The following is a 23,253-nucleotide window of genomic DNA, read 5'->3' as shown; positions in this document are numbered from 1 at the left end:
ATATCAATGTGACATTACTGGGACGATTGTTTAGGATGGCCTCAAGAAGGTCAATAGTTTGGCATAAAGTTAATAGCGAAAAAATATAGCCAAATTATTGACGAATTAACGCGTCAAACTTGTGCATCTATTTTGCAATGTACGTCCAGACTGGTCGGCGCAAACGCCATCAGGCCTATGGAAGTCAACTGAACGTGACACCCCGGAGAGTCTTCAATGAGCAGTGTTGTGGCCATCGTCAAAAGCATTGTCGGTCAAGTTTTCGTGGTGTCCCCAGAGGGCGTCCGCCGCGTTCTCGTTGAAGGCGACAAGCTGTTCGCCGGTGACCAGGTCGACACCGGCCTTTCCGGTGCCGTGTCCCTGGAACTGGCCGATGGCCGCACCCTCGATCTGGGCCGTGACACTCAGTGGAGCGCCGACGCTCCGGACTCCAGTGCTGACCTGGCAGCCGCCACCGCACAAGCCGCGCCTTCGGTAGAAGAACTGCAACAAGCCATCGCCGCCGGTGCTGACCCGACAAAAGACCTTGAAGCCACCGCTGCAGGCCCGACGGCGGCAGGCTCTGCTGGCGGTGCCGCCGGGGGCGGTCACAGCTTCGTGATGCTCGACGCCACCGCTGGCCGCGTCGACCCGACTATTGGCTTCCCAACCAACGGCCCTGATTCCACTGCTACCCCCACTACGCTCGATACCGGCAACCAGACCACCACGACCGTCACGAATGTCGCGACCGTCAATGCTCCGAGCGTACTGGCCGCTGATACGGGCACCCTGGCCGAAGACAGCGTCGCAACGGGCAACGTACTGACCAACGATAGCGATGCCCAGACGCCGCTCAGCGTCACCGGCTTCACCATCGCCGGCGTGACCGGCAGCTTCACCGCAGGCCAGACAGCGACCATCGTCGGCGTCGGTACGTTGACCATCGGTGCCGATGGCAACTACACCTTTACTCCAGACGCCAACTACAACGGTGCTGTACCGCAAGTTACGTACACCACCAACACCGGCTCCAGCAGCACACTGGATCTCACCGTGACGGCGGTCGATGATCCAAGCGTTTTGACTGCCGACACCCAAGTCACTGCTGAAGACACCGCTGCGACCGGCAACGTGCTGAGCAACGACAGCGATATCGACAACGTGCTGAGCGTGGTTACTTTCACCATTGACGGCGTCAATGGCACGTTCACCGCGGGCCAGACTGCGACCATCGCCAATGTCGGTACCCTGGTCATTGGTGCCAATGGCGCCTACACCTTTACCCCAGACGCCAATTACAACGGCAGCGTGCCAACGGTCAGCTACACCGTCACCGACGGTTCGGGCACCGACGTCACTTCGACCCTGAACATCAACGTCACCCCGGTCGACGACAGCTTCACCGACATCAGCGAAAACGTGAGCACCGCAGAAGACACGGCCGTCACCGGCAGCGTCCTCACTGGCACGAGCAGCGTTGATGGCCCGGTCAGTGTGGTCAACTTCACAATCGGTGAAACCACCTACGCCGCTGGCAGCACGGCCACCATTGCCAACGTCGGTACCCTGGTGATCGGCGCAAACGGTTCTTACATCTTTACCCCGGCCGAGAATTACAACGGTACGGTGCCAACCGTGAGCTACACCGTCACTGACGGCTCGGGCAGCAACGTCACTTCGACGCTGAACATCAACGTCACCCCGGTCGATGACAGCTTCACCGACATCAGCGAACGCGTGACCACCAACGAAGACACCGCCGTGACCGGCAGCGTCCTCACTGGCACGAGCAGCGTCGATGGCCCGGTCAGCGTGGTTAACTTCACCATTGGTGAAACCACCTACGCCGCTGGCAGCACAGCCACTATCGCCAATGTCGGCACCCTCGTGATCGGCGCCAACGGGACTTACACCTTTACTCCGGACGCCAACTACAACGGCAGCGTGCCGACGGTCAGCTACACCGTCACCGACGGTTCGGGCACCGACGTCACCTCGACGCTGAATATCAGCGTCACGCCGGTCGACGACAGCTTCATCGATGCCAGTGAAAGCGTGACCACCAACGAAGACACCGCCGTAACCGGCAGCGTCCTCACTGGCACGAGCAGCGTTGACGGTCCGGTCAGTGTGGTCAATTTCAGCATTGGCGAAACCACCTACGCCGCTGGCCAGACCGCGACCATTGCCAATGTCGGCACCCTGGTGATCGGCGCCAACGGCGCTTACACCTTCACGCCTGCCGAGAATTACAACGGCACGGTGCCAACCGTGAACTACACCGTCACTGACGGCTCGGGCAGCAATGTCACCTCGACCCTGAATATCAACGTCACCCCGGTCGATGACAGCTTCACCGACATCAGCGAAAGCGTGACCACCAGCGAAGACACCGCCGTGACCGGCAGCGTCCTCACTGGCACGAGCAGCGTTGACGGCCCGGTCAGCGTGGTTAATTTCACCATTGGTGAAACCACCTACGCCGCAGGCCAGACCGCAACCATTACCAACGTCGGCACCCTGGTGATTGGCGTAAACGGTTCTTACATCTTCACGCCTGCCGAGAATTACAACGGTACGGTGCCAACCGTGAGCTACACCGTCACTGACGGCTCCGGCAGCAACGTCACTTCGACCCTGAACATCAACGTCACCCCGGTCGACGACAGCTTCACCGACATCAGCGAAAACGTGAGCACCGCAGAAGACACGGCCGTCACCGGCAGTGTGTTGACGGGCACCTCGAGCGTCGATGGCCCGGTCAGCGTGGTCAATTTCACCATCGGTGAAACCACCTACGCCGCTGGCAGCACGGCCACCATTGCCAACGTCGGTACCCTGGTGATCGGCGCTAACGGCTCTTACACCTTCACGCCTGCCGAGAATTACAACGGCACGGTGCCGACGGTGAGCTACACCGTCACCGACGGTTCCGGCACTAACGTCACCTCAACCTTGAACATCAGCGTGACGCCGGTCGACGACAGCTTCACCGACATCAGCGAAAGCGTGACCACCAGCGAAGACACCGCCGTGACCGGCAGCGTCCTCACTGGCACCTCGAGCGTCGACGGACCAGTCAGCGTGGTGAACTTCACCATCGACGGCGTCAATGGCACTTTCACAGCGGGCCAGACTGCAACCATCGCCAACGTCGGTACCCTGGTCATTGGTGCCAATGGCGCCTACACCTTTACCCCAGACGCCAATTACAACGGCAGCGTGCCAACGGTCAGCTACACGGTCACCGACGGTTCGGGCACCGACGTCACCTCGACCCTGAACATCAGCGTCACCCCGGTCGACGACAGCTTCATCGATGCCAGTGAAAGCGTGACCACCAACGAAGACACCGCCGTAACCGGCAGCGTCCTCACTGGCACGAGCAGCGTTGACGGCCCGGTCAGTGTGGTCAATTTCAGCATTGGCGAAACCACCTACGCCGCTGGCCAGACCGCGACCATTGCCAATGTCGGCACCCTGGTGATCGGCGCCAACGGCGCTTACACCTTCACGCCTGCCGAGAATTACAACGGCACGGTGCCAACCGTGAACTACACCGTCACTGACGGCTCGGGCAGCAATGTCACCTCGACCCTGAATATCAACGTCACCCCGGTCGATGACAGCTTCACCGACATCAGCGAAAGCGTGACCACCAGCGAAGACACCGCCGTGACCGGCAGCGTCCTCACTGGCACGAGCAGCGCTGACGGCCCGGTCAGCGTGGTTAATTTCACCATTGGTGAAACCACCTACGCCGCAGGCCAGACCGCAACCATCGCCAACGTCGGCACTCTGGTGATCGGCGCTAACGGTGCTTACACCTTTACCCCGGCCGAGAATTACAACGGCACAGTGCCGACGGTGAGCTACACCGTCACTGACGGTTCGGGCACCGACGTCACCTCAACCCTGAACATCAACGTCACCCCGGTCGACGACAGCTTCACCGACATCAGTGAAAGCGTGACCACCAACGAAGACACCGCCGTGACTGGCAGCGTCCTCACGGGCACGAGCAGCGTTGACGGCCCGGTCAGCGTAGTTAATTTCACCATTGGTGATACCACCTACACCGCTGGCAGCACCGCGACCATCGCCAACGTCGGCACCCTAGTGATTGGCGCAAACGGCGCTTACACCTTCACACCGGCCGAGAATTACAACGGCACAGTGCCGACGGTGAGCTACACCGTCACTGACGGTTCGGGCACCGACGTCACCTCAACCCTGAACATCAACGTCACTCCGGTCGACGACAGCTTCACCGACATCAGTGAAAGCGTGACCACCAACGAAGACACCGCCGTGACTGGCAGCGTCCTCACGGGCACGAGCAGCGTTGACGGCCCGGTCAGCGTAGTTAATTTCACCATTGGTGATACCACCTACACCGCTGGCAGCACCGCGACCATCGCCAACGTCGGCACCCTAGTGATTGGCGCAAACGGCGCTTACACCTTCACACCGGCCGAGAATTACAACGGCACGGTGCCAACGGTGAGCTACACCGTGACCGACGGCTCGGGCAGCAATGTCACCTCAACCCTGACCATCAACGTCACGCCGGTCGATGACAGCTTCACCGACATCAGCGAAAGCGTGACGACCGCTGAAGACACCGCCGTGACCGGCAGCGTCCTCACTGGCACCTCGAGCGTCGACGGCCCGGTCAGCGTGGTTAACTTCACCATCGGTGAAACCACCTACGCCGCTGGCAGCACAGCCACCATCGCTAACGTCGGCACCCTGGTGATTGGTGCAAACGGTTCTTACATCTTTACCCCGGCCGAGAATTACAACGGTACGGTGCCAACCGTGAGCTACACCGTCACTGACGGCTCGGGCAGCAACGTCACTTCGACGCTGAACATCAACGTCACCCCGGTCGATGACAGCTTCACCGACATCAGCGAAAACGTGAGCACCGCAGAAGACACGGCCGTCACCGGCAGTGTGTTGACGGGCACCTCGAGCGTCGATGGCCCGGTCAGCGTGGTCAATTTCACCATCGGTGAAACCACCTACGCCGCCGGCCAGACCGCAACCATTACCAACGTCGGTACCCTGGTCATTGGCGCCAACGGCGCTTACACCTTCACGCCTGCCGAGAATTACAACGGCACGGTGCCAACCGTGAGCTACACCGTCACTGACGGCTCGGGCAGCAATGTCACCTCGACCTTGAACATCAGCGTCACGCCGGCCGACGACAACTTCACCGACATCAGCGAACGCGTGACCACCGCAGAAGACACCGCCGTGACCGGCAGCGTCCTCACCGGCACCTCGAGCGTCGACGGGCCGGTCAGCGTGGTGAACTTCACCATCGGTGAAACCACCTACGTCGCCGGCAGCACGGCCACCATCGCCAACGTCGGCACCTTGGTCATCGGCGCCAACGGCGCTTACACCTTCAGCCCAGACGCCAACTACAACGGCAGCGTGCCGACGGTGAGCTACACGGTCACCGACGGTTCGGGCACCAACGTCACCTCGACCCTGAACATCAGCGTCACCCCGGTCGACGACAGCTTCATCGACGCTAGCGAACGCGTGAGCACCGCCGAAGACACCGCCGTGACTGGCAGCGTCCTCACTGGCACCTCGAGCGTCGATGGCCCGGTCAGCGTGGTTAACTTCAGCATCGACGGCGTTACCGGCACTTTCACAGCGGGCCAGACCGCAACCATTACCAACGTCGGCACTCTGGTGATCGGCGCGAACGGGGCTTACACCTTCACCCCAGACGCCAACTACAACGGCCCAGTGCCGACGGTCAGCTACACCGTCACCGACGGTTCCGGCACCAACGTCACCTCGACCCTGAACATCAGCGTCACCCCGGTCGACGACAGCTTCATCGACGCTAGCGAACGCGTGAGCACCGCCGAAGACACCGCCGTGACCGGCAGCGTCCTCACTGGCACCTCGAGCGTCGACGGCCCGGTCAGCGTGGTTAACTTCAGCATCGACGGCGTTACCGGCACTTTCACAGCGGGCCAGACCGCAACCATTACCAACGTCGGCACTCTGGTGATCGGCGCAAATGGTGCTTACACCTTCACCCCAGACGCCAACTACAACGGCCCAGTGCCGACGGTCAGCTACACCGTCACCGACGGTTCCGGCACCGACGTCACCTCGACCCTGAACATCAGCGTCACCCCGGTCGACGACAGCTTCACCGACATCAGCGAACGCGTGACTACCAACGAAGACACGGCCGTCAGCGGCAGTGTGTTGACGGGCACCTCGAGCGTCGATGGCCCGGTCAGCGTGGTCAATTTCACCATCGGTGAAACCACCTACGCCGCTGGCCAGACCGCAACCATCGCCAACGTCGGCACCTTGGTCATCGGCGCCAACGGCGCTTACACCTTCACGCCTGCCGAGAATTACAACGGCACGGTGCCAACCGTGAGCTACACCGTCACTGACGGCTCCGGCAGTAACGTCACCTCGACCCTGAACATCAGCGTCACCCCGGTCGACGACAGCTTCACCGACATCAGCGAACGCGTGACCACCGCTGAAGACACCGCCGTCAGCGGCAGTGTGTTGACGGGCACCTCGAGCGTCGATGGCCCGGTCAGCGTGGTCAATTTCACCATCGGTGAAACCACCTACGCCGCTGGCAGAACGGCCACCATCGCCAACGTCGGTACCCTGGTGATCGGCGCGAATGGTGCTTATACCTTCACGCCTGCCGAAAATTACAACGGCACAGTACCGACGGTGAACTACACCGTCACCGACGGTTCCGGCACCGACGTCACCTCGACCCTGAACATCAGCGTCACCCCGGTCGATGACAGCTTCACCGACATCAGCGAACGCGTGAGCACCGCTGAAGACACCGCCGTCAGCGGCAGCGTCCTCACTGGCACGAGCAGCGTCGACGGCCCGGTCAGCGTGGTTAACTTCAGCATCGACGGCGTTACTGGCACTTTCACAGCGGGCCAGACCGCAACCATTACCAACGTCGGTACCCTGGTGATCGGCACCAACGGGACTTACACCTTTACCCCGGACGCCAATTACAACGGCACGGTGCCGACCGTGAGCTACACCGTCACCGACGGTTCGGGCACGGACGTCACCTCGACCCTGACCATCAACGTCACGCCGGTCGATGACAGCTTCACCGACATCAGCGAACGCGTGACCACCGCCGAAGACACCGCCGTCAGCGGCAGCGTCCTCACCGGCACCTCGAGCGTCGACGGCTCAGTCAGCGTGGTTAACTTCACCATCGGTGATACAACCTACGCCGCTGGCCAGACCGCAACCATTACCAACGTCGGTACCCTGGTGATCGGCACCAATGGGACTTACACCTTCACCCCGGCCGAAAATTACAACGGCACGGTACCAACCGTCAGCTACACCGTCACCGACGGCTCCGGCACGGATGTCACCTCGACCCTGAACATCAGCGTCACCCCGGTCGATGACAGCTTCACCGACATCAGCGAACGCGTGACCACCGCAGAAGACACCGCCGTCAGCGGCAGCGTCCTCACCGGCACGAGCAGCGTTGACGGCCAGGTCAGCGTGGTGAACTTCAGCATCGACGGCATTACTGGCACTTTCAACGCCGGCCAGACCGCGACCATTGCCAACGTTGGCACCCTTGTCATCGGCGCCAACGGCGCTTATACCTTCACGCCTGCCGAAAATTACAACGGCACGGTACCGACCGTGAGCTACACCGTCACCGACGGTTCGGGCACCGACGTCACCTCGACCCTGACCATCAACGTCACCCCGGTCGATGACAGCTTCACCGACATCAGCGAACGCGTAACCACCGCCGAAGACACCGCCGTGACCGGCAGCGTCCTCACTGGCACGAGCAGCGTCGATGGACCAGTCAGCGTGGTGAACTTCACCATTGGTGATACCACCTACACCGCTGGTCAGTCCGCAACCATTACCAACGTCGGCACCCTGGTCATCGGCACCAACGGCGCTTACACCTTCACCCCAGACGCCAACTACAACGGCACAGTGCCAACGGTCAGCTACACCGTCACCGACGGCTCGGGCAGCAATGTCACCTCGACCCTGAACATCAGCGTCACCCCGGTCGACGACAGCTTCACCGACGCCAGCGAGCGCGTGACCACCGCCGAAGACACCGCCGTGACTGGCAGCGTCCTCACGGGCACGAGCAGCGTCGATGGACCAGTCAGCGTGGTGAACTTCACCATTGGTGATACCACCTACACCGCTGGTCAGTCCGCAACCATTACCAACGTCGGCACCCTGGTCATCGGCACCAACGGCGCTTACACCTTCACCCCAGACGCCAACTACAACGGCACAGTGCCAACGGTCAGCTACACCGTCACCGACGGCTCGGGCAGCAATGTCACCTCGACCCTGAACATCAGCGTCACCCCGGTCGACGACAGCTTCACCGACGCCAGCGAGCGCGTGACCACCGCCGAAGACACCGCCGTGACCGGCAGCGTCCTCACCGGCACCTCGAGCGTCGACGGCCCCGTCAGCGTGGTGAACTTCACCATCGGTGAAACCACCTACGCCGCCGGCCAGACCGCAACCATTGCCAACGTCGGCACTCTGGTGATCGGCACCAACGGCGCTTACACCTTCACCCCGGCCGAGAATTACAACGGCACAGCGCCGACCGTGAGCTACACCGTCACCGACGGTTCGGGCACCGACGTCACCTCGACCCTGAATATCAGCGTGACGCCGGTCGACGATAACTTCACCGACATCAGCGAACGCGTAACCACCGCCGAAGACACCGCCGCCAGCGGCAGCGTCCTCACTGGCACGAGCAGCGTCGACGGCCCGGTCAGCGTGCTCAACTTCACCATCGGTGAAACCACCTACGCCGCCGGTACCACCGCCACCATCGCCAACGTCGGCACCCTGGTCATCGGCACCAACGGGACTTACACCTTTACCCCGGCCACCAACTACAACGGCACGGTGCCAACCGCCAGCTACACCGTCACCGACGGTTCGGGCAGCAATGTCACCTCGACCCTGAACATCAGCGTCACCCCGGTCGATGACCCGAGTGTCCTGGTCGCGGATACCAAGACCGTCGATGAAGACCACGCTGCAACCGGCAACGTGCTTGGCAATGACATCGATGTCGATAACGCTCTGAGTGTCGCGACATTCACCATACAAGGCGTCCCCGGCTCCTTTACCGCGGGTCAAGTCGCGACTATCACCGGCGTCGGTACGGTGACTATCGCCACCAACGGCGATTACAGTTTCACCCCTGCCGCAAACTGGAACGGCGCGGTTCCACAGGTCAGCTACACCACCAACACCAACTCCACCAGCACGCTGGACATCACGGTCAACCCGGTCAACGACGCTCCGACCGTTAACTCCACCTCGGCCAGGGGTGATGAAGATCATGTGATCGCCGTGCAGCTCGGCGGCAGTGACATTGACGGCAGCGTCAACCACTTCACCCTGACCAGCCTGCCGGCCAATGGCAAGTTTTACGCAGACGCCGCCGGGACCATCGAGCTCACCAGCAGCAGCGTGATCTCCGCGACGGCCAATGGCGCGACGGTTTACTTCAAGCCCACCGGCGACTGGAGTGGCACCACCAGCTTCACCTACAGCTCGACCGACAACGGGGGCATGCCTTCTGCCAATTCGGCGACCGGCACCATCGTCGTTGCGCCAGTGACCGATACCCCGAGCCTGTCGCTGACCGGTGGCGGCATGGTTGCCTCGACCGACTTCCAGGAAGTCGCTGTGAGCGGTTCGACCATCGACCTCGATGTCAGCAAGCTCGGCAACGGCGTCTGGCACACTGATAACCGCGGGGGCGCGGTCGAAATCGGCAAGGCCAGCGTCTACGGTGCCGGTGGCGATAACCAGGTCATCGAACTTGAGCGCAATACCGGTGATGCGAGCAACCTCTACACCACTATCGATGCGAAGGCCGGCACCACGTACAACGTGTCGCTCGACTATGCACCGCGTGCCGGCGTAGATAATTCGCTGATCAACGTGTACTGGGGCGGCCAGCTCATTGGCACCCTGAACACCTCGACCCCGGGCATGCAGCACTACAGCTTCGACGTTCCGGTCACTGCCGATGGCAACCAGAAACTCGAGTTCCGCGCCGGGGACAGCAACAGCCTGGGCGGCGTGCTGGACAACATCAATGTCACTCAGGTGCTCAACTCGGGCCTTGAAGACAACGCGATCCTGTTGTCCACCATCCAGGCCCACACCAATGACGTCGACGGTTCGGAAACGCTAACCCTCACACTGAGCGGCTTGCCGGCGGGTACCAAGCTCACCGATGGCACCCACATCTTCAATGCTGCCGACGGCTCGACGTCGGTGGACATTACGGGTTGGAACCTGGCCACGCTCAAGCTGACACCGCCGACGAACTTCAATGGCGACATCCCCCTGACCGTGACGGCCACTGCCAAAGACGGCGATGCCCCAAGCGCCAGCACCTCGCTGCCACTGGTGGTGCACGTTGCTCCCGTCGATGACGCCAGCGTGCTGCAGGCGGACAGGATCACCGTCGAAGAAGATCACAACGCGGTCGGCAACGTGCTGACCAACGACCACGATGTCGATAATGTCCTGAGCGTCGCAAGCTTCAGCGTGAACGGAGTGTCTGGCACTTTCAGCGCTGGTCATACCGCGACCATCGCGGGTGTCGGTACGCTGATCATTGGCAGCAACGGCGACTACACCTTCAAGCCGGCTGCCGACTGGAATGGCGATGTTCCACAGGTGACATACACCACCAATACCGGCTCGAGCAGTTCGCTGAACATCAGCGTTACGCCGGTCAACGACAACTTCACCGACGCTAACGAAACGCCCTCCACACTGGAAGACACCGCCCTCAGTGGCAGCGTCCTTACCGGCACGAGCAGCGTCGACGGCCCGGTCAGCGTGGTCAACTTCACCATTGGTGATACCACCTACGCCGCTGGCAGCACGGCAACCATCGCCAACGTCGGCACCCTGGTGATCGCGGCGAACGGCGCCTATACCTTTACTCCGGCCGCCAACTACAACGGCACGGTGCCGACTGTCACCTACACCGTCACCGACGGTTCGGGACCCAACGACACCTCGACCCTGAACATCAGCGTTACGCCAGTCAACGACAACTTCAGCGACGTCAGCGAAACGGTCTCGACCCTGGAAGACACCGCCCTCAGCGGCAGCGTCCTTACTGGTACGAGCAGCGTCGACGGCCCGGTCAGCGTGGTCAACTTCACCATCGGTGCGACCACTTACACCGCCGGCACCACGGCGACCATCGCCAACGTTGGTACCTTGGTGATCGCGGCGAACGGGGCCTACACCTTCACCCCGGCTGCCAACTACAACGGCACGGTGCCGACCGTCACCTACACCGTCACCGACGGTTCGGGCCCTAACGACACTTCGACCCTGAACATCAGCGTCACGCCGGTCGACGACAGCTTCAGCGATGCCAGCGAAACGGTATCGACCCTGGAAGACACTGCCTTGAGCGGCAGTGTCCTCAGCGGCACCTCGAGCGTCGATGGCCCGGTCAGCGTGGTCAACTTCACTATCGACGGTGTGACTGGCACGTTTACCGCCGGCCAGACCGCGACCATCGCCAATGTTGGCACCCTGGTCATCGGCGCTAACGGCGCTTACACCTTCACACCGGCTGCCAACTACAACGGCACGGTGCCAACGGTCACCTACACCCTCACCGACGGTTCGGGAACTAACGACACCTCGACGCTGAACATCAGCGTTACGCCGGTCAACGACAACTTCAGCGACGCTAACGAAACGGTCTCGACCCTGGAAGACACCGCCCTCACCGGCAGCGTCCTCACTGGCACGAGCAGCGTTGACGGCCCGGTCAGCGTGGTCAACTTCACCGTCGGTGCGACCACTTACACCGCCGGCACCACGGCGACCATCGCCAATGTCGGTACCCTGCTGATCGCAGCCAACGGCACCTACACCTTCACCCCGGCCGCCAACTACAACGGCACGGTGCCGACTGTTACCTACACCGTCACCGACGGTTCCGGCACAGACGACACTTCGACCCTGAACATCAGCGTCACGCCGGTCAACGACAATTTCGCTGACGCCAGCGAAACGCTATCGACCCTGGAAGACACCGCCCTCAGCGGCAGCGTCCTCACTGGCACGAGCAGCGTTGACGGTCCGGTCAGCGTGGTCAACTTCACCATCGAAGGTGTGACTGGCACCTTCACCGCCGGCCAGACCGCGACCATCGCCAATGTTGGTACCCTGGTGATCGCAGCGAACGGGGCTTACACCTTTACCCCGACCGCCAACTACAACGGCACGGTGCCGACCGTCACCTATACCGTCACCGACGGTTCGGGACCCAACGACACCTCGACCCTGAACATCAGCGTTACGCCGGTCAACGACAACTTCACCGACGCCAACGAAACGGTCTCGACTCTGGAAGACACCGCCTTGACCGGCAGCGTCCTCAGCGGCACCTCGAGCGTCGACGGACCGGTCAGCGTGGTTAACTTCACCATCGGTGAAACCACCTACTCCGCCGGCAGCATGGCAACCATTGCTAACGTCGGCACCCTGGTGATCGCAGCCAACGGGGCCTATACCTTCACCCCGTCCGCCAACTACAACGGCACGGTACCGACCGTCACCTACACCGTCACCGACGGTTCCGGCACAGACGACACGTCGACCCTGAACATCAGCGTTACGCCGGTCAACGACAACTTCACCGACATCAGCGAAAGCGTGACCACCGCTGAAGACACCGCCTTGACCGGCAGTGTCCTCAGCGGCACCTCGAGCGTTGACGGCCCGGTCAGCGTGGTCAACTTCACCATCGGTGCGACCACTTACACCGCTGGCACTACGGCGACCATCGCCAATGTCGGTACCTTGGTGATTGCGGCGAACGGCGCTTACACCTTTACCCCGGTTGCCAACTACAACGGCACGGTACCGACTGTCACCTACACCGTCACCGACGGTTCGGGACCTAACGACACCTCGACCCTGAACATCAGCGTCACTCCGGTCGACGATAGCTTCACCGACGCCAACGAAACGGTCTCGACCCTGGAAGACACCGCCCTCACCGGCAGTGTGTTGGCCGGCACCTCGAGCGTCGATGGCCCGGTCAGCGTGGAGAGCTTCACCATCGGTGATACCACCTTCGCCGCCGGCAGCACGGCAACCATCGCTAACGTCGGCACCCTGGTGATCGGTGCCAACGGCGCCTATACCTTCACACCGGCCGCCAACTACAACGGCACGGTGCCGACTGTCACCTACACCGTCACCGACGGTTCGGGACCTAACGACACCTCGACCCTGAACATCAGCGTTACGCCGGTCAACGACAACTTCAGCGACGCCAACGAAACGGCGTCGACCCTGGAAGACACCGTCCTCAGTGGCAGCGTCCTCACTGGCACGAGCAGCGTTGACGGCCCGGTCAGCGTGGTCAACTTCACCATCGACGGTGTGACTGGCACGTTTACCGCCGGCCAGACCGCGACCATCGCCAACGTCGGTACCCTGCTGATCGCAGCTAATGGGGCTTACACCTTCACCCCGACTGCCAACTACAACGGCACGGTACCGACTGTTACCTACACCGTCACCGACGGTTCCGGCACAGACGACACTTCGACCCTGAACATCAGCGTTACGCCAGTCAACGACAACTTCACCGACATCAGCGAAAGCGTGACCACCGCTGAAGACACCGTCTTGAGCGGCAGTGTCCTTACCGGCACGAGCAGCGTTGACGGCCCGGTCAGCGTGGTGAGTTTCACCATCGAAGGTGTTACAGGCACTTACAACGCCGGCCAGACCGCGACCATTGTCAACGTCGGCACCCTTGTCATTGCTGCCAACGGCGCCTATACCTTCACACCGGCCGCCAACTACAACGGCACGGTGCCAACCGTCACCTACACCGTCACCGACGGTTCGGGACCGAACGACACCTCGACCCTGAACATCAGCGTTACCCCGGTCAACGACAACTTCACCGACGCCAACGAAACGGTCTCCACCCTGGAAGATACGGCCCTCAGCGGCAGCGTGCTCACCGGTACGAGCAGCGTCGACGGCCCGGTCAGCGTGGTCAGCTTCACCATCGGTGCGACCACTTACACCGCCGGCACCACGGCGACCATCGCCAATGTCGGCACCCTGGTGATCGGCGCGAACGGTGCTTACACCTTCACCCCGGCCGCCAACTACAACGGCACGGTGCCGACCGTCACCTACACCGTCACCGACGGCTCCGGTACAGACGACACCTCGACCCTGAACATCAGCGTTACGCCGGTCAACGACAACTTCACCGACGCCAGCGAAACCGTCTCGACCCTGGAAGACACCGCCCTCACCGGCAGCGTCCTCACTGGCACGAGCAGCGTCGACGGCCCGGTCAGCGTGGTCAGTTTCACCGTCAGCGGGACCACTTACACCGCCGGCACCACGGCGACCATCGCCAATGTCGGTACCCTGCTGATCGCAGCCAACGGCGCCTACACCTTCACCCCGGCCGCCAACTACAACGGCACGGTGCCGACCGTCACCTACACCGTCACCGACGGTCTGGGACCCAACGTCACCTCGACCCTGAACATCAGCGTCACCCCGGTCGACGATCCGAGTGTGCTGGCTGCCGACCTCAAAACCTCCCTCGAGGACAAGGTCGCCACCGGCAACGTACTGACCAACGACCGCGATGTGGATAACGCCCTCACCGTGACCAAATTCACAATCGGGGGCACCGAGTACACCGCAGGGGGCACTGCCACCATCGCAAACGTGGGCAAGCTGACGCTGGGCGCCAACGGCGAATACAGCTTTACCCCGGCCGACAATTGGAGTGGCAAGGTTCCGACGGTGACCTACACCACCAATACCGGTTCAAGCACCACGCTGGACATCAGTGTGACCGCGGTTGCGGATACACCGATCGTGACCTCCTCCGCGACTCAGGTGGCCGAGAACAGCAGCATTGCGTTGGGCTTGAAGGTAACGTCGGCGGACACCGATGGCTCTGAAACCCAGACCATTACCTCGATCGGCGGCATCCCGGCAGGTGCGACCCTGACCGATGGCACGCACACCTTTACCGGCACAACCGGTAACGGCGTCGTCGACCTCAGCGGGTGGGATGTGAGCAAGTTGAGCTACACCCCGGCACCGTACGCCACCGGCACCAACACGCTGACAGTTACGGCAGTCTCGACCGAGAGCCAGGGTGATTCGGCCAGCAACACGACGCAGATTCCGATCACGATCAATCCGGCGGTGTACAACCCGCTCACTGCCACCTCAGGCAACGACACAGTCACCGGCACCAGTGGCAATGACATCGTGGTGTCGGATATCGGTGGGCTGACGGTCACACCAGGCCAGAACTACAACATCGCCTTCATGGTCGACAGTTCGGGCAGTATGGGCGACAGCGCCATGGCGGCGGCGAAGAAGTCCCTGGAAGCGGTGTTCACTTCGCTGATCGCCAGTGCGACTTCGAAAGACGCGAACCCGGGCGTTGTGAAAGTGTTCCTCGTCGACTTCGACACGACGGTCAAACAATCGATTTCGATCGACCTGTCCAGCAAGGATGCCCTGGCGAACTTGAAGTCGGTTCTCGACGGCATGAAATCGGGTGGCTACACCAACTACGAGGACGTGTTCAAGACCACCGCCAACTGGTTCTACAGCACTGATGCGAAGAGCAACCCGAACGCGATCAATCTCACCTACTTCATTACCGACGGTGAGCCGACCGCTTATACCAGCAGTGAGCAGACCAACCCGGTCGTCGTCGACTACAAGTCGAACAACGTCACGGACCTGACTCTGGACAGCCTTTTGAAGGTGGGTGACTACAAGCCTGGCTATGCGTTCTCCAAAGTGATCGACGGTGTCTCCCGCTTGTTGGTCGATGCGAGTGGCGCCGTTTACAAATGGAGTGTGGACAACAAGAACAACTGGACCTCTTCCAAGATCAGTGGCGTAACACTTCATGCGCAAGGTGACGGCACTTATGAGCTGTCGGCCAACGATGGCGATGGTTACGTTGACTGGACCAGTGCCTCGAATGCCGCAGCGGCATTTGCCCTTCTGGCGGCTGCCAACTCGACTGTTCAGGCCATCGGCCTGAACAACGATGTCAAGGAAAGCGATCTGGCCCCCTACAACACCACCGACGGCAAGCCGCTGGCCAATATCAATCCTGCGGATCTGGCCAACGCGATCCTCGGCCACAGCGAGGCCACGCTACCGGGCAAAGACACCGTCAACAGCGGTGATGGCAATGACATCATCTTCGGCGACCTGGTGAGCTTCAACAGCGTCACCGGCGAGGGTTACGCCTCGCTGCAGGCTTTTGTCGGGCTGCAAACCGGGGTCGAAACCAACCAGGTCACACCAAGCAACGTGCACCAGTACATCACCGAGCACTACACCGTGTTCGATGTGTCTGGCGCTCAAGACGGTGCCGATACACTGCTGGGCAATGCCGGCAATGACATCATCTTTGGCCAGGGCGGCGACGACAAACTCTACGGCGGCGCCGGCAATGACATCCTGCTCGGCGGGACCGGAAACGACTTGCTGGACGGTGGTGACGGCAATGACCTTCTCCTGGGCGGAAAGGGCAATGACATCCTGACTGGCGGTTCCGGTGGCGACACCTTCGTCTGGAAAGCGGGCGACACCGGTAACGACGTGATCAAGGACTTCAAGGCCAGCGAAGGTGACCGGATCGACTTGCGCGATCTGTTGCAGGGTGAAACCGGCAGCACCATCGACAACTTCCTGAAGATCTCCACGGTCGATGGCGTGTCGTCGCTGCAGGTCAGCACAACCGGCCAGTTCAACTCTGGCAACGCGGCCGCCGCCACGCCTGACGTGACGATCAAACTGGAAGGCAACAACTGGTCGAGCGCCAACCTACACAACCTGATTGCCGGTAGCGACCCGACTATCAAGATCGATCACAACAACAGCTGATGCACGAAAACGGCCGCCCTTATGGGGCGGCCGTCACGTTTGTGTCCACTGCCCGGTGACGATTTCGTCGCCGCGCCACATACTGGCGCGCAGTTGACCTATGCTGCTGACAGCACGACGCTGGTTCAATTCCGAGGGATGCTCAATGTTTTACGTGCAACGCGATGCGCAGGGCCTGTTGGTACGCGTGGAACCCGCCGCCTATGCCGAGGCCACGGAAACGCTGCCGGCCGACCATCACGAGATCCAGGCCTGGTTTGCCAATGCAGCGGTGGAGAACAGCCTCAAACAGCTCAAGCAGAGCGACTTTGAAATGATTCGGGTACTCGATGACCTGATTCAAGTGCTGACCCAGAAAGGCGTGATCCGCGTCACCGACCTGCCACCGGCGGCCCAGGCCAAACTGATGGACCGGACCCAGGCGCGTGAGGCGTTGGGTGGGTTGAGTCAGTTGATCGATGAGAATGAAAGCGGATTGATCTGATCATTGATCTTCAGTGACTGGTCCAGCGGCATCGCGGGCAAGCCCGCGATGCCGGCGTCACTGACAACTCGTCTCCAAGAGTCATTTCCAGGGCTTGGGTTCGCCGAACAGCTGGCCCTGCACACCGTATAACCCCATCTCGCGAATCACCGCCAACTCACCCTCCGTCTCGACCCGCTCGGCAATCAGCGGCAAATCAATGCTGTGCGCCGCTCGCTGGATCGCCTCGATGAACAGGCGTTTGTCACTTTCCAGATCGATCGAGCGAATGTAGCTGCCGTCGATCTTCAGGTACGCCAGCCCCAGCCGTGCCAGGTTGCCGATCATGCTGAAGCGTCCGCCAAAACGTTGCAGGCTCAGGGAGAAGCCGAGTTCGCGCAGGCGCCGGGTCAGTTGTTCCAGTACTGCCTGGTCAGGCAGTTGCTCTTCGCCAATCTCCAGGGTCAGACGCGGACCGAGGTTGGAGTGCGCACGCAGTATCTCGAAGATTTTGTTTTGCGCCTGCGGGTCGCCCAGGGTCGCCGACGAAAGATTCAGCGCCAGCGACTCTTCATGCCCGCTCATTTGCTCCAACACCCGCTCGAGCATCAGCCGATCCAGGCGCGCAGTCCAGCCGAAGCGCTCCAGCCAAGGCAGAAAGCGCCCGGCGGGGATAGTCTGGCCGTGTTCGTCGAGCAGGCGTGACAGCACTTTGTAATGCAGCACCAGTTGCGTGTCTTGAGCGGCCACGACCGGTTGGAAATACAGCTCGAAACGTTGCTGAGTCAGCGCCTGGTCGAGCATGAGATGCCAAGCGTGGTGATCGTCGCCGACACTGGCCGCGAGGCTGTGCTCGATACAGGCCCAGTTCTGCTCGCCCTGGCTTTCGGCCTGCGCCAGCGCCTGATCGCCGAGGCTGAGCACGGTTTGCGGTGAGTCGCCGTGAGCAAAGGGGGCCAGACCGATAGAAGCCACGGCAGCCACATCGGTGGCGCCGGTAGCGTGAAGACTGGCCAAGGCACTGTCGAGGTTCTGTGCCAGTTGCAAAGCTTCTTCGCGCACCAGTCCCGGGGCCAGCACGGCAAATTCGCCACCGCGGATACGGGTCACCAGGTTCTGGGTTTCCGGGTATTTGGCGCACTCGCGAGACAGTTGCTCACCGACGGCCTTGAGCACTTCATCGGTGCGCTGGCCACCGAGACGCTGGTTGAGCCCGGCCAGATCCTTGACCCGCAACAGCAGCAGGTAACCGGAACTGGCCTGTTCCGGGTTGCTGACCCGCGCATTCAGCTGCATCTCGAAATAACGCCGGTTGGCCAACCCGGTCAACGAGTCCTGATAGGACTCGACCCGCAGTTTTTCACTGCGCTCGGCCTGCTCCTGGAACAACGCCTTGAGCTTCTCGACCATCTGGTTCATGGCCTGTACGACCCGACGAAGCTCGGGAGTGCGCGGCAGTTGCGGCAGGCTGAGGAATTCCCGCCGGGCAATAGCGTGAGATTGTTGAACCATGTAATCCAGCGGTCTCAGTTGCTGACGCAGTAACAGCGCGCCGAGTACCGCGCTGACTGCGCCGCATAGCAGCAACCAGCCCAGACTGCCCAAAGCGCTTTGCCACAACTTGGCCAGCGCAAACATCGGGTGGCTGACCACCTCGACCCGGGCAGCCTGCTCCCAGCCCCGGCTGACGATCGCATCACCACCGGCGGGCTCCAGGCCAATCAGTTTGACGAACCAGTCCGGAACGTTGTTGACCGCCGGAATGCCCGTGCGCTCAACCAGGGTCTGGTCGGTCTTCAAATCAACCACGCGTATGCTCGCGTAGTAACCGCTGTCGAAGATCGAGCTGACCAGCAACTCGACCATCGCCGGGTCGTCGAGATTCGGGGTCAGGGAAAGCGCCAGCGCCGTCGCGGCGTCCTGGGCATGAGAGCGCAACTGGTTGACGTACTGAGTGCGCGAGCTCTCCAGACTGACCATGAAGCTGCCGGTGAAGGCGACCACCAGGAACAGACAGATAGCGATCAACAGTTGTTTGAACAAGGACATCTGAGCACGTGCTCCTAGTTAGTCGTCTCGACCGGGAATCCTTCGGCCTGCATTTTCTTCAACACATCCTGCCAACGTGACAGACGCTTGGTATCGCCGACCTTTTTGTTGCCCTTGGCACCCGGCAACCACAATCCCTCTGCATTGAAAGAGTAGACCGGCAGCAAATCCTTTCGTTGGCTGGCCGGCTTGATTGCTTCAATCAGGCTGTCGAGCACCAGGGGCTCGGCTTCCGGACTCGAGTAGTAGGTCAACACCATGTGCGCGCGGTTCTGGGTCAGTGCCTTGACGTAGGTAATACGCAGCTTTTCACTGGAGACACCGAGGTGACGCAGGCTGAAGTACTTGGCAATAGCGTAGTCTTCACAGTCACCCGCGCCTTTCCAGAGGGCTTCGATCGGGGTTTCCCAATAATCGACTTCATGCCACAGATCGATGTCTTCAACGTATCGCAGCTGTTTGTTGAAGAAGCGATTGACCACGTTGAGCTGTTCCAGCTCGCCGAGCTGCTTCTGGCTGGCCAGCAAGTATTGCCAATCATTAATGCGCTGCTGACCTTCTCCCAAAGGCCCGTACAATGCCTGCGCCCGCCGGCTGATCAGGGAAAAGTCCCAATCGGCACTCAAGCTGCCCAGCATCACGCCAGCCAGCAGCAATGCGCTGCACAGCCAGCGTAAAATCCGGGGGATCGTTAAACATGCCGCCAATGCGAGGCATCCTGGGTGGGCAGGAGGGAGTCGTTCGAATGGTGAAGGTTAGACCGGAAAAAGACAATGGCACGGTGAGATCACTGGCGGCGCGCTAAACTGCAAGAAAGGTACTCGTTCGCTTGTTTGACAAGCTGTCAGGCAGTTACTACTGTCATTTGGATCCAAAAAATTCATCACTCAGGGTGCGTTTAGTGACACAAAAGCCCAACCCTCTCAGCAGTATCAAGGTCAACGGGCCAATTCCCGCACATCTGGCTCGCTCGGTGATCGAAGAAACCCTGCGCTCGGCGATACTTGACGGGCGAATTCCCTGCGGTGCAGCCCTACGCCAACAAGACCTCGCCGACCTGTTCGGCGTCAGCCGCATGCCCGTACGCGAAGCCTTGCGCCAGCTCGAAGCACAATCGCTGCTCAACGTGATTGCTCATAAGGGAGCTGTGGTCGCGCCGCTGGTCCAGGGCGACGCCGTGGAAACCTATGCGCTGCGCATCCTGCTGGAATCCGAAGCCTTGCGTCTCTCCGTGCCACTTCTCCAGGATGAGGATCTCGAACAGGCCGCTCATTACATCGACGAACTCGAAACGCAAAGTGACTACAGCGAAATCGGCCGGCTCAACCGTCTGTTCCACATGGCGCTTTATAGCCGGGCGCCCAACCGTCGGCTGTTGAGACTGGTCGAAGACGGGCTGAACGAGGAAGAACGCTTCCTGCGTTTCAACCTGGAAGCCATGGGCCTGGGCAAACTGTCCCAGGACGACCACAAGGCACTGTTACGGGCCGCCGAAGACCGGGACGTCGAACGCTCCGTAAAGCTGCTAGAACATCACCTGAACCGCGCGGTCGAGGTCATTACGCGCTACCTCAACAACCCTGAAGTCCAGACCAAAAACACGGCAACGTGATCCGCAGCGGCAGCCCGGGGAGGCGCACTGCAGAGTTCGATCGCTTCATCCCGGCCTTTTCAGTACCCCTGAAACGACAAAACCCCTGTCTGCGTTAGCAGACAGGGGTTTCGGAATTCAATCTTGACGATGACCTACTCTCACATGGGGAAACCCCACACTACCATCGGCGATGCATCGTTTCACTGCTGAGTTCGGGATGGGATCAGGTGGTTCCAACGCTCTATGGTCGTCAAGAAATTCTGTGTGCCAGTCCGTCTGTAGCGACGTGCCAGCGAATTCTTGATGTTTCTACTTTAAAGACAAAACCCCAACTGCTTTCGCAATTGGGGTTTCGGAATTTAATCTTGACGATGACCTACTCTCACATGGGGAAACCCCACACTACCATCGGCGATGCATCGTTTCACTGCTGAGTTCGGGATGGGATCAGGTGGTTCCAACGCTCTATGGTCGTCAAGAAATTCGGGTACTGAGTCGTGGCCAGTTGGCCGCGCTTCAGCAAATTGGGTATGTGATAGCTTGGTGTTTTGTGAGTATTTCGAACTTTCGGTTCTTTCGTCTTCACACACCGCAATCTGATGCTCTTTCGAGTAGTCAAATTGCTTGGGTGTTATATGGTCAAGCCTCACGGGCAATTAGTATTGGTTAGCTCAACGCCTCACAGCGCTTACACACCCAACCTATCAACGTCGTAGTCTTCGACGGCCCTTCAGGGGACTCAAGGTCCCAGTGAGATCTCATCTTGAGGCAAGTTTCCCGCTTAGATGCTTTCAGCGGTTATCTTTTCCGAACATAGCTACCCGGCAATGCCACTGGCGTGACAACCGGAACACCAGAGGTTCGTCCACTCCGGTCCTCTCGTACTAGGAGCAGCCCCTCTCAAATCTCAAACGTCCACGGCAGATAGGGACCGAACTGTCTCACGACGTTCTAAACCCAGCTCGCGTACCACTTTAAATGGCGAACAGCCATACCCTTGGGACCGGCTTCAGCCCCAGGATGTGATGAGCCGACATCGAGGTGCCAAACACCGCCGTCGATATGAACTCTTGGGCGGTATCAGCCTGTTATCCCCGGAGTACCTTTTATCCGTTGAGCGATGGCCCTTCCATACAGAACCACCGGATCACTAAGACCTACTTTCGTACCTGCTCGACGTGTCTGTCTCGCAGTCAAGCGCGCTTTTGCCTTTATACTCTACGACCGATTTCCGACCGGTCTGAGCGCACCTTCGTACTCCTCCGTTACTCTTTAGGAGGAGACCGCCCCAGTCAAACTACCCACCATACACTGTCCTCGATCCGGATAACGGACCTGAGTTAGAACCTCAAAGTTGCCAGGGTGGTATTTCAAGGTTGGCTCCACGCGAACTGGCGTCCACGCTTCAAAGCCTCCCACCTATCCTACACAAGCAAATTCAAAGTCCAGTGCAAAGCTATAGTAAAGGTTCACGGGGTCTTTCCGTCTAGCCGCGGATACACTGCATCTTCACAGCGATTTCAATTTCACTGAGTCTCGGGTGGAGACAGCGCCGCCATCGTTACGCCATTCGTGCAGGTCGGAACTTACCCGACAAGGAATTTCGCTACCTTAGGACCGTTATAGTTACGGCCGCCGTTTACCGGGGCTTCGATCAAGAGCTTCGCGTTAGCTAACCCCATCAATTAACCTTCCGGCACCGGGCAGGCGTCACACCCTATACGTCCACTTTCGTGTTTGCAGAGTGCTGTGTTTTTAATAAACAGTCGCAGCGGCCTGGTATCTTCGACCGGCGTGGGCTTACGCAGTAAATGCTTCACCCTCACCGGCGCACCTTCTCCCGAAGTTACGGTGCCATTTTGCCTAGTTCCTTCACCCGAGTTCTCTCAAGCGCCTTGGTATTCTCTACCCAACCACCTGTGTCGGTTTGGGGTACGGTTCCTGGTTACCTGAAGCTTAGAAGCTTTTCTTGGAAGCATGGCATCAACCACTTCGTGTTCTAAAAGAACACTCGTCATCAGCTCTCGGCCTTAAGATCCCGGATTTACCTAAGATCTCAGCCTACCACCTTAAACTTGGACAACCAACGCCAAGCTGGCCTAGCCTTCTCCGTCCCTCCATCGCAATAACC

The 23,253-nt window shown here is 60.3% G+C and carries 5 protein-coding genes and 3 rRNA genes (1 of these 8 cut by a window edge); 3 read left to right on the top strand and 5 right to left on the bottom strand.

Features of this window, described 5'->3' with window-relative positions:
* The first annotated feature begins 216 nt into the window (after window positions 1-216).
* Both QMK54_RS00620 and QMK54_RS00615 read left to right on the top strand, forming a co-directional pair.
* On the top strand, window positions 217-17,016 hold the full coding sequence (locus QMK54_RS00620) for a retention module-containing protein (RefSeq protein ID WP_320401851.1): 16,800 nt from the start codon (window positions 217-219) through the stop codon (window positions 17,014-17,016).
* A gap of 145 nt (window positions 17,017-17,161) precedes the next feature.
* Window positions 17,162-17,500, top strand: a complete 339-nt coding sequence (locus tag QMK54_RS00615) for a tryptophan synthase subunit beta (protein WP_110661292.1) — start codon at window positions 17,162-17,164, stop codon at window positions 17,498-17,500.
* 81 nt (window positions 17,501-17,581) lie between these two features.
* Here the strand turns inward: QMK54_RS00615 and lapD are convergent, their stop codons facing one another.
* Together lapD and lapG are read right to left on the bottom strand one after the other, a co-directional pair.
* Window positions 17,582-19,528, bottom strand: coding sequence for a cyclic di-GMP receptor LapD (gene lapD / locus QMK54_RS00610; protein ID WP_320401850.1), 1,947 nt, complete (start codon window positions 19,526-19,528; stop codon window positions 17,582-17,584).
* 14 nt (window positions 19,529-19,542) lie between these two features.
* Window positions 19,543-20,235: a cysteine protease LapG gene (lapG, locus tag QMK54_RS00605; protein ID WP_110661294.1), complete on the bottom strand. Its 693-nt coding sequence runs from the start codon at window positions 20,233-20,235 to the stop codon at window positions 19,543-19,545.
* 194 nt (window positions 20,236-20,429) lie between these two features.
* Here lapG and QMK54_RS00600 point away from each other — a divergent pair, with 194 nt between their 5' ends.
* The gene (locus QMK54_RS00600; protein WP_110661295.1) at window positions 20,430-21,140 is read left to right on the top strand and encodes a GntR family transcriptional regulator; all 711 of its coding nucleotides are present in this window, start codon (window positions 20,430-20,432) and stop codon (window positions 21,138-21,140) included.
* 121 nt (window positions 21,141-21,261) lie between these two features.
* Here QMK54_RS00600 and rrf (QMK54_RS00595) read toward each other — a convergent pair.
* From rrf (QMK54_RS00595) to QMK54_RS00585, 3 genes are all read right to left on the bottom strand, one after another.
* Window positions 21,262-21,377, bottom strand: a 5S ribosomal RNA gene (gene rrf / locus QMK54_RS00595).
* Between the two features lie 108 nt (window positions 21,378-21,485).
* A 5S ribosomal RNA gene (gene rrf, locus QMK54_RS00590) occupies window positions 21,486-21,601 on the bottom strand.
* A gap of 156 nt (window positions 21,602-21,757) precedes the next feature.
* A 23S ribosomal RNA gene (locus QMK54_RS00585) occupies window positions 21,758-23,253 on the bottom strand; it runs 1,396 nt beyond the window's last position.

The sequence above is a fragment of the Pseudomonas sp. P5_109 genome (genome assembly GCF_034009455.1).
In the GTDB taxonomy this organism is placed as follows: Bacteria; Pseudomonadota; Gammaproteobacteria; order Pseudomonadales; family Pseudomonadaceae; genus Aquipseudomonas.
This window is presented reverse-complemented; position numbering and strand designations above follow the sequence as displayed.

Bases quoted from the DNA above. Each gene is read 5' to 3' on its own strand.
- lapD (WP_320401850.1), bottom strand. From the start codon at position 19,528: ATGTCCTTGTTCAAACAACTGTTGATCGCTATCTGTCTGTTCCTGGTG.
- QMK54_RS00620 (WP_320401851.1), top strand. From the start codon at position 217: ATGAGCAGTGTTGTGGCCATCGTCAAAAGCATTGTCGGTCAAGTTTTC.
- QMK54_RS00615 (WP_110661292.1), top strand. From the start codon at position 17,162: ATGTTTTACGTGCAACGCGATGCGCAGGGCCTGTTGGTACGCGTGGAA.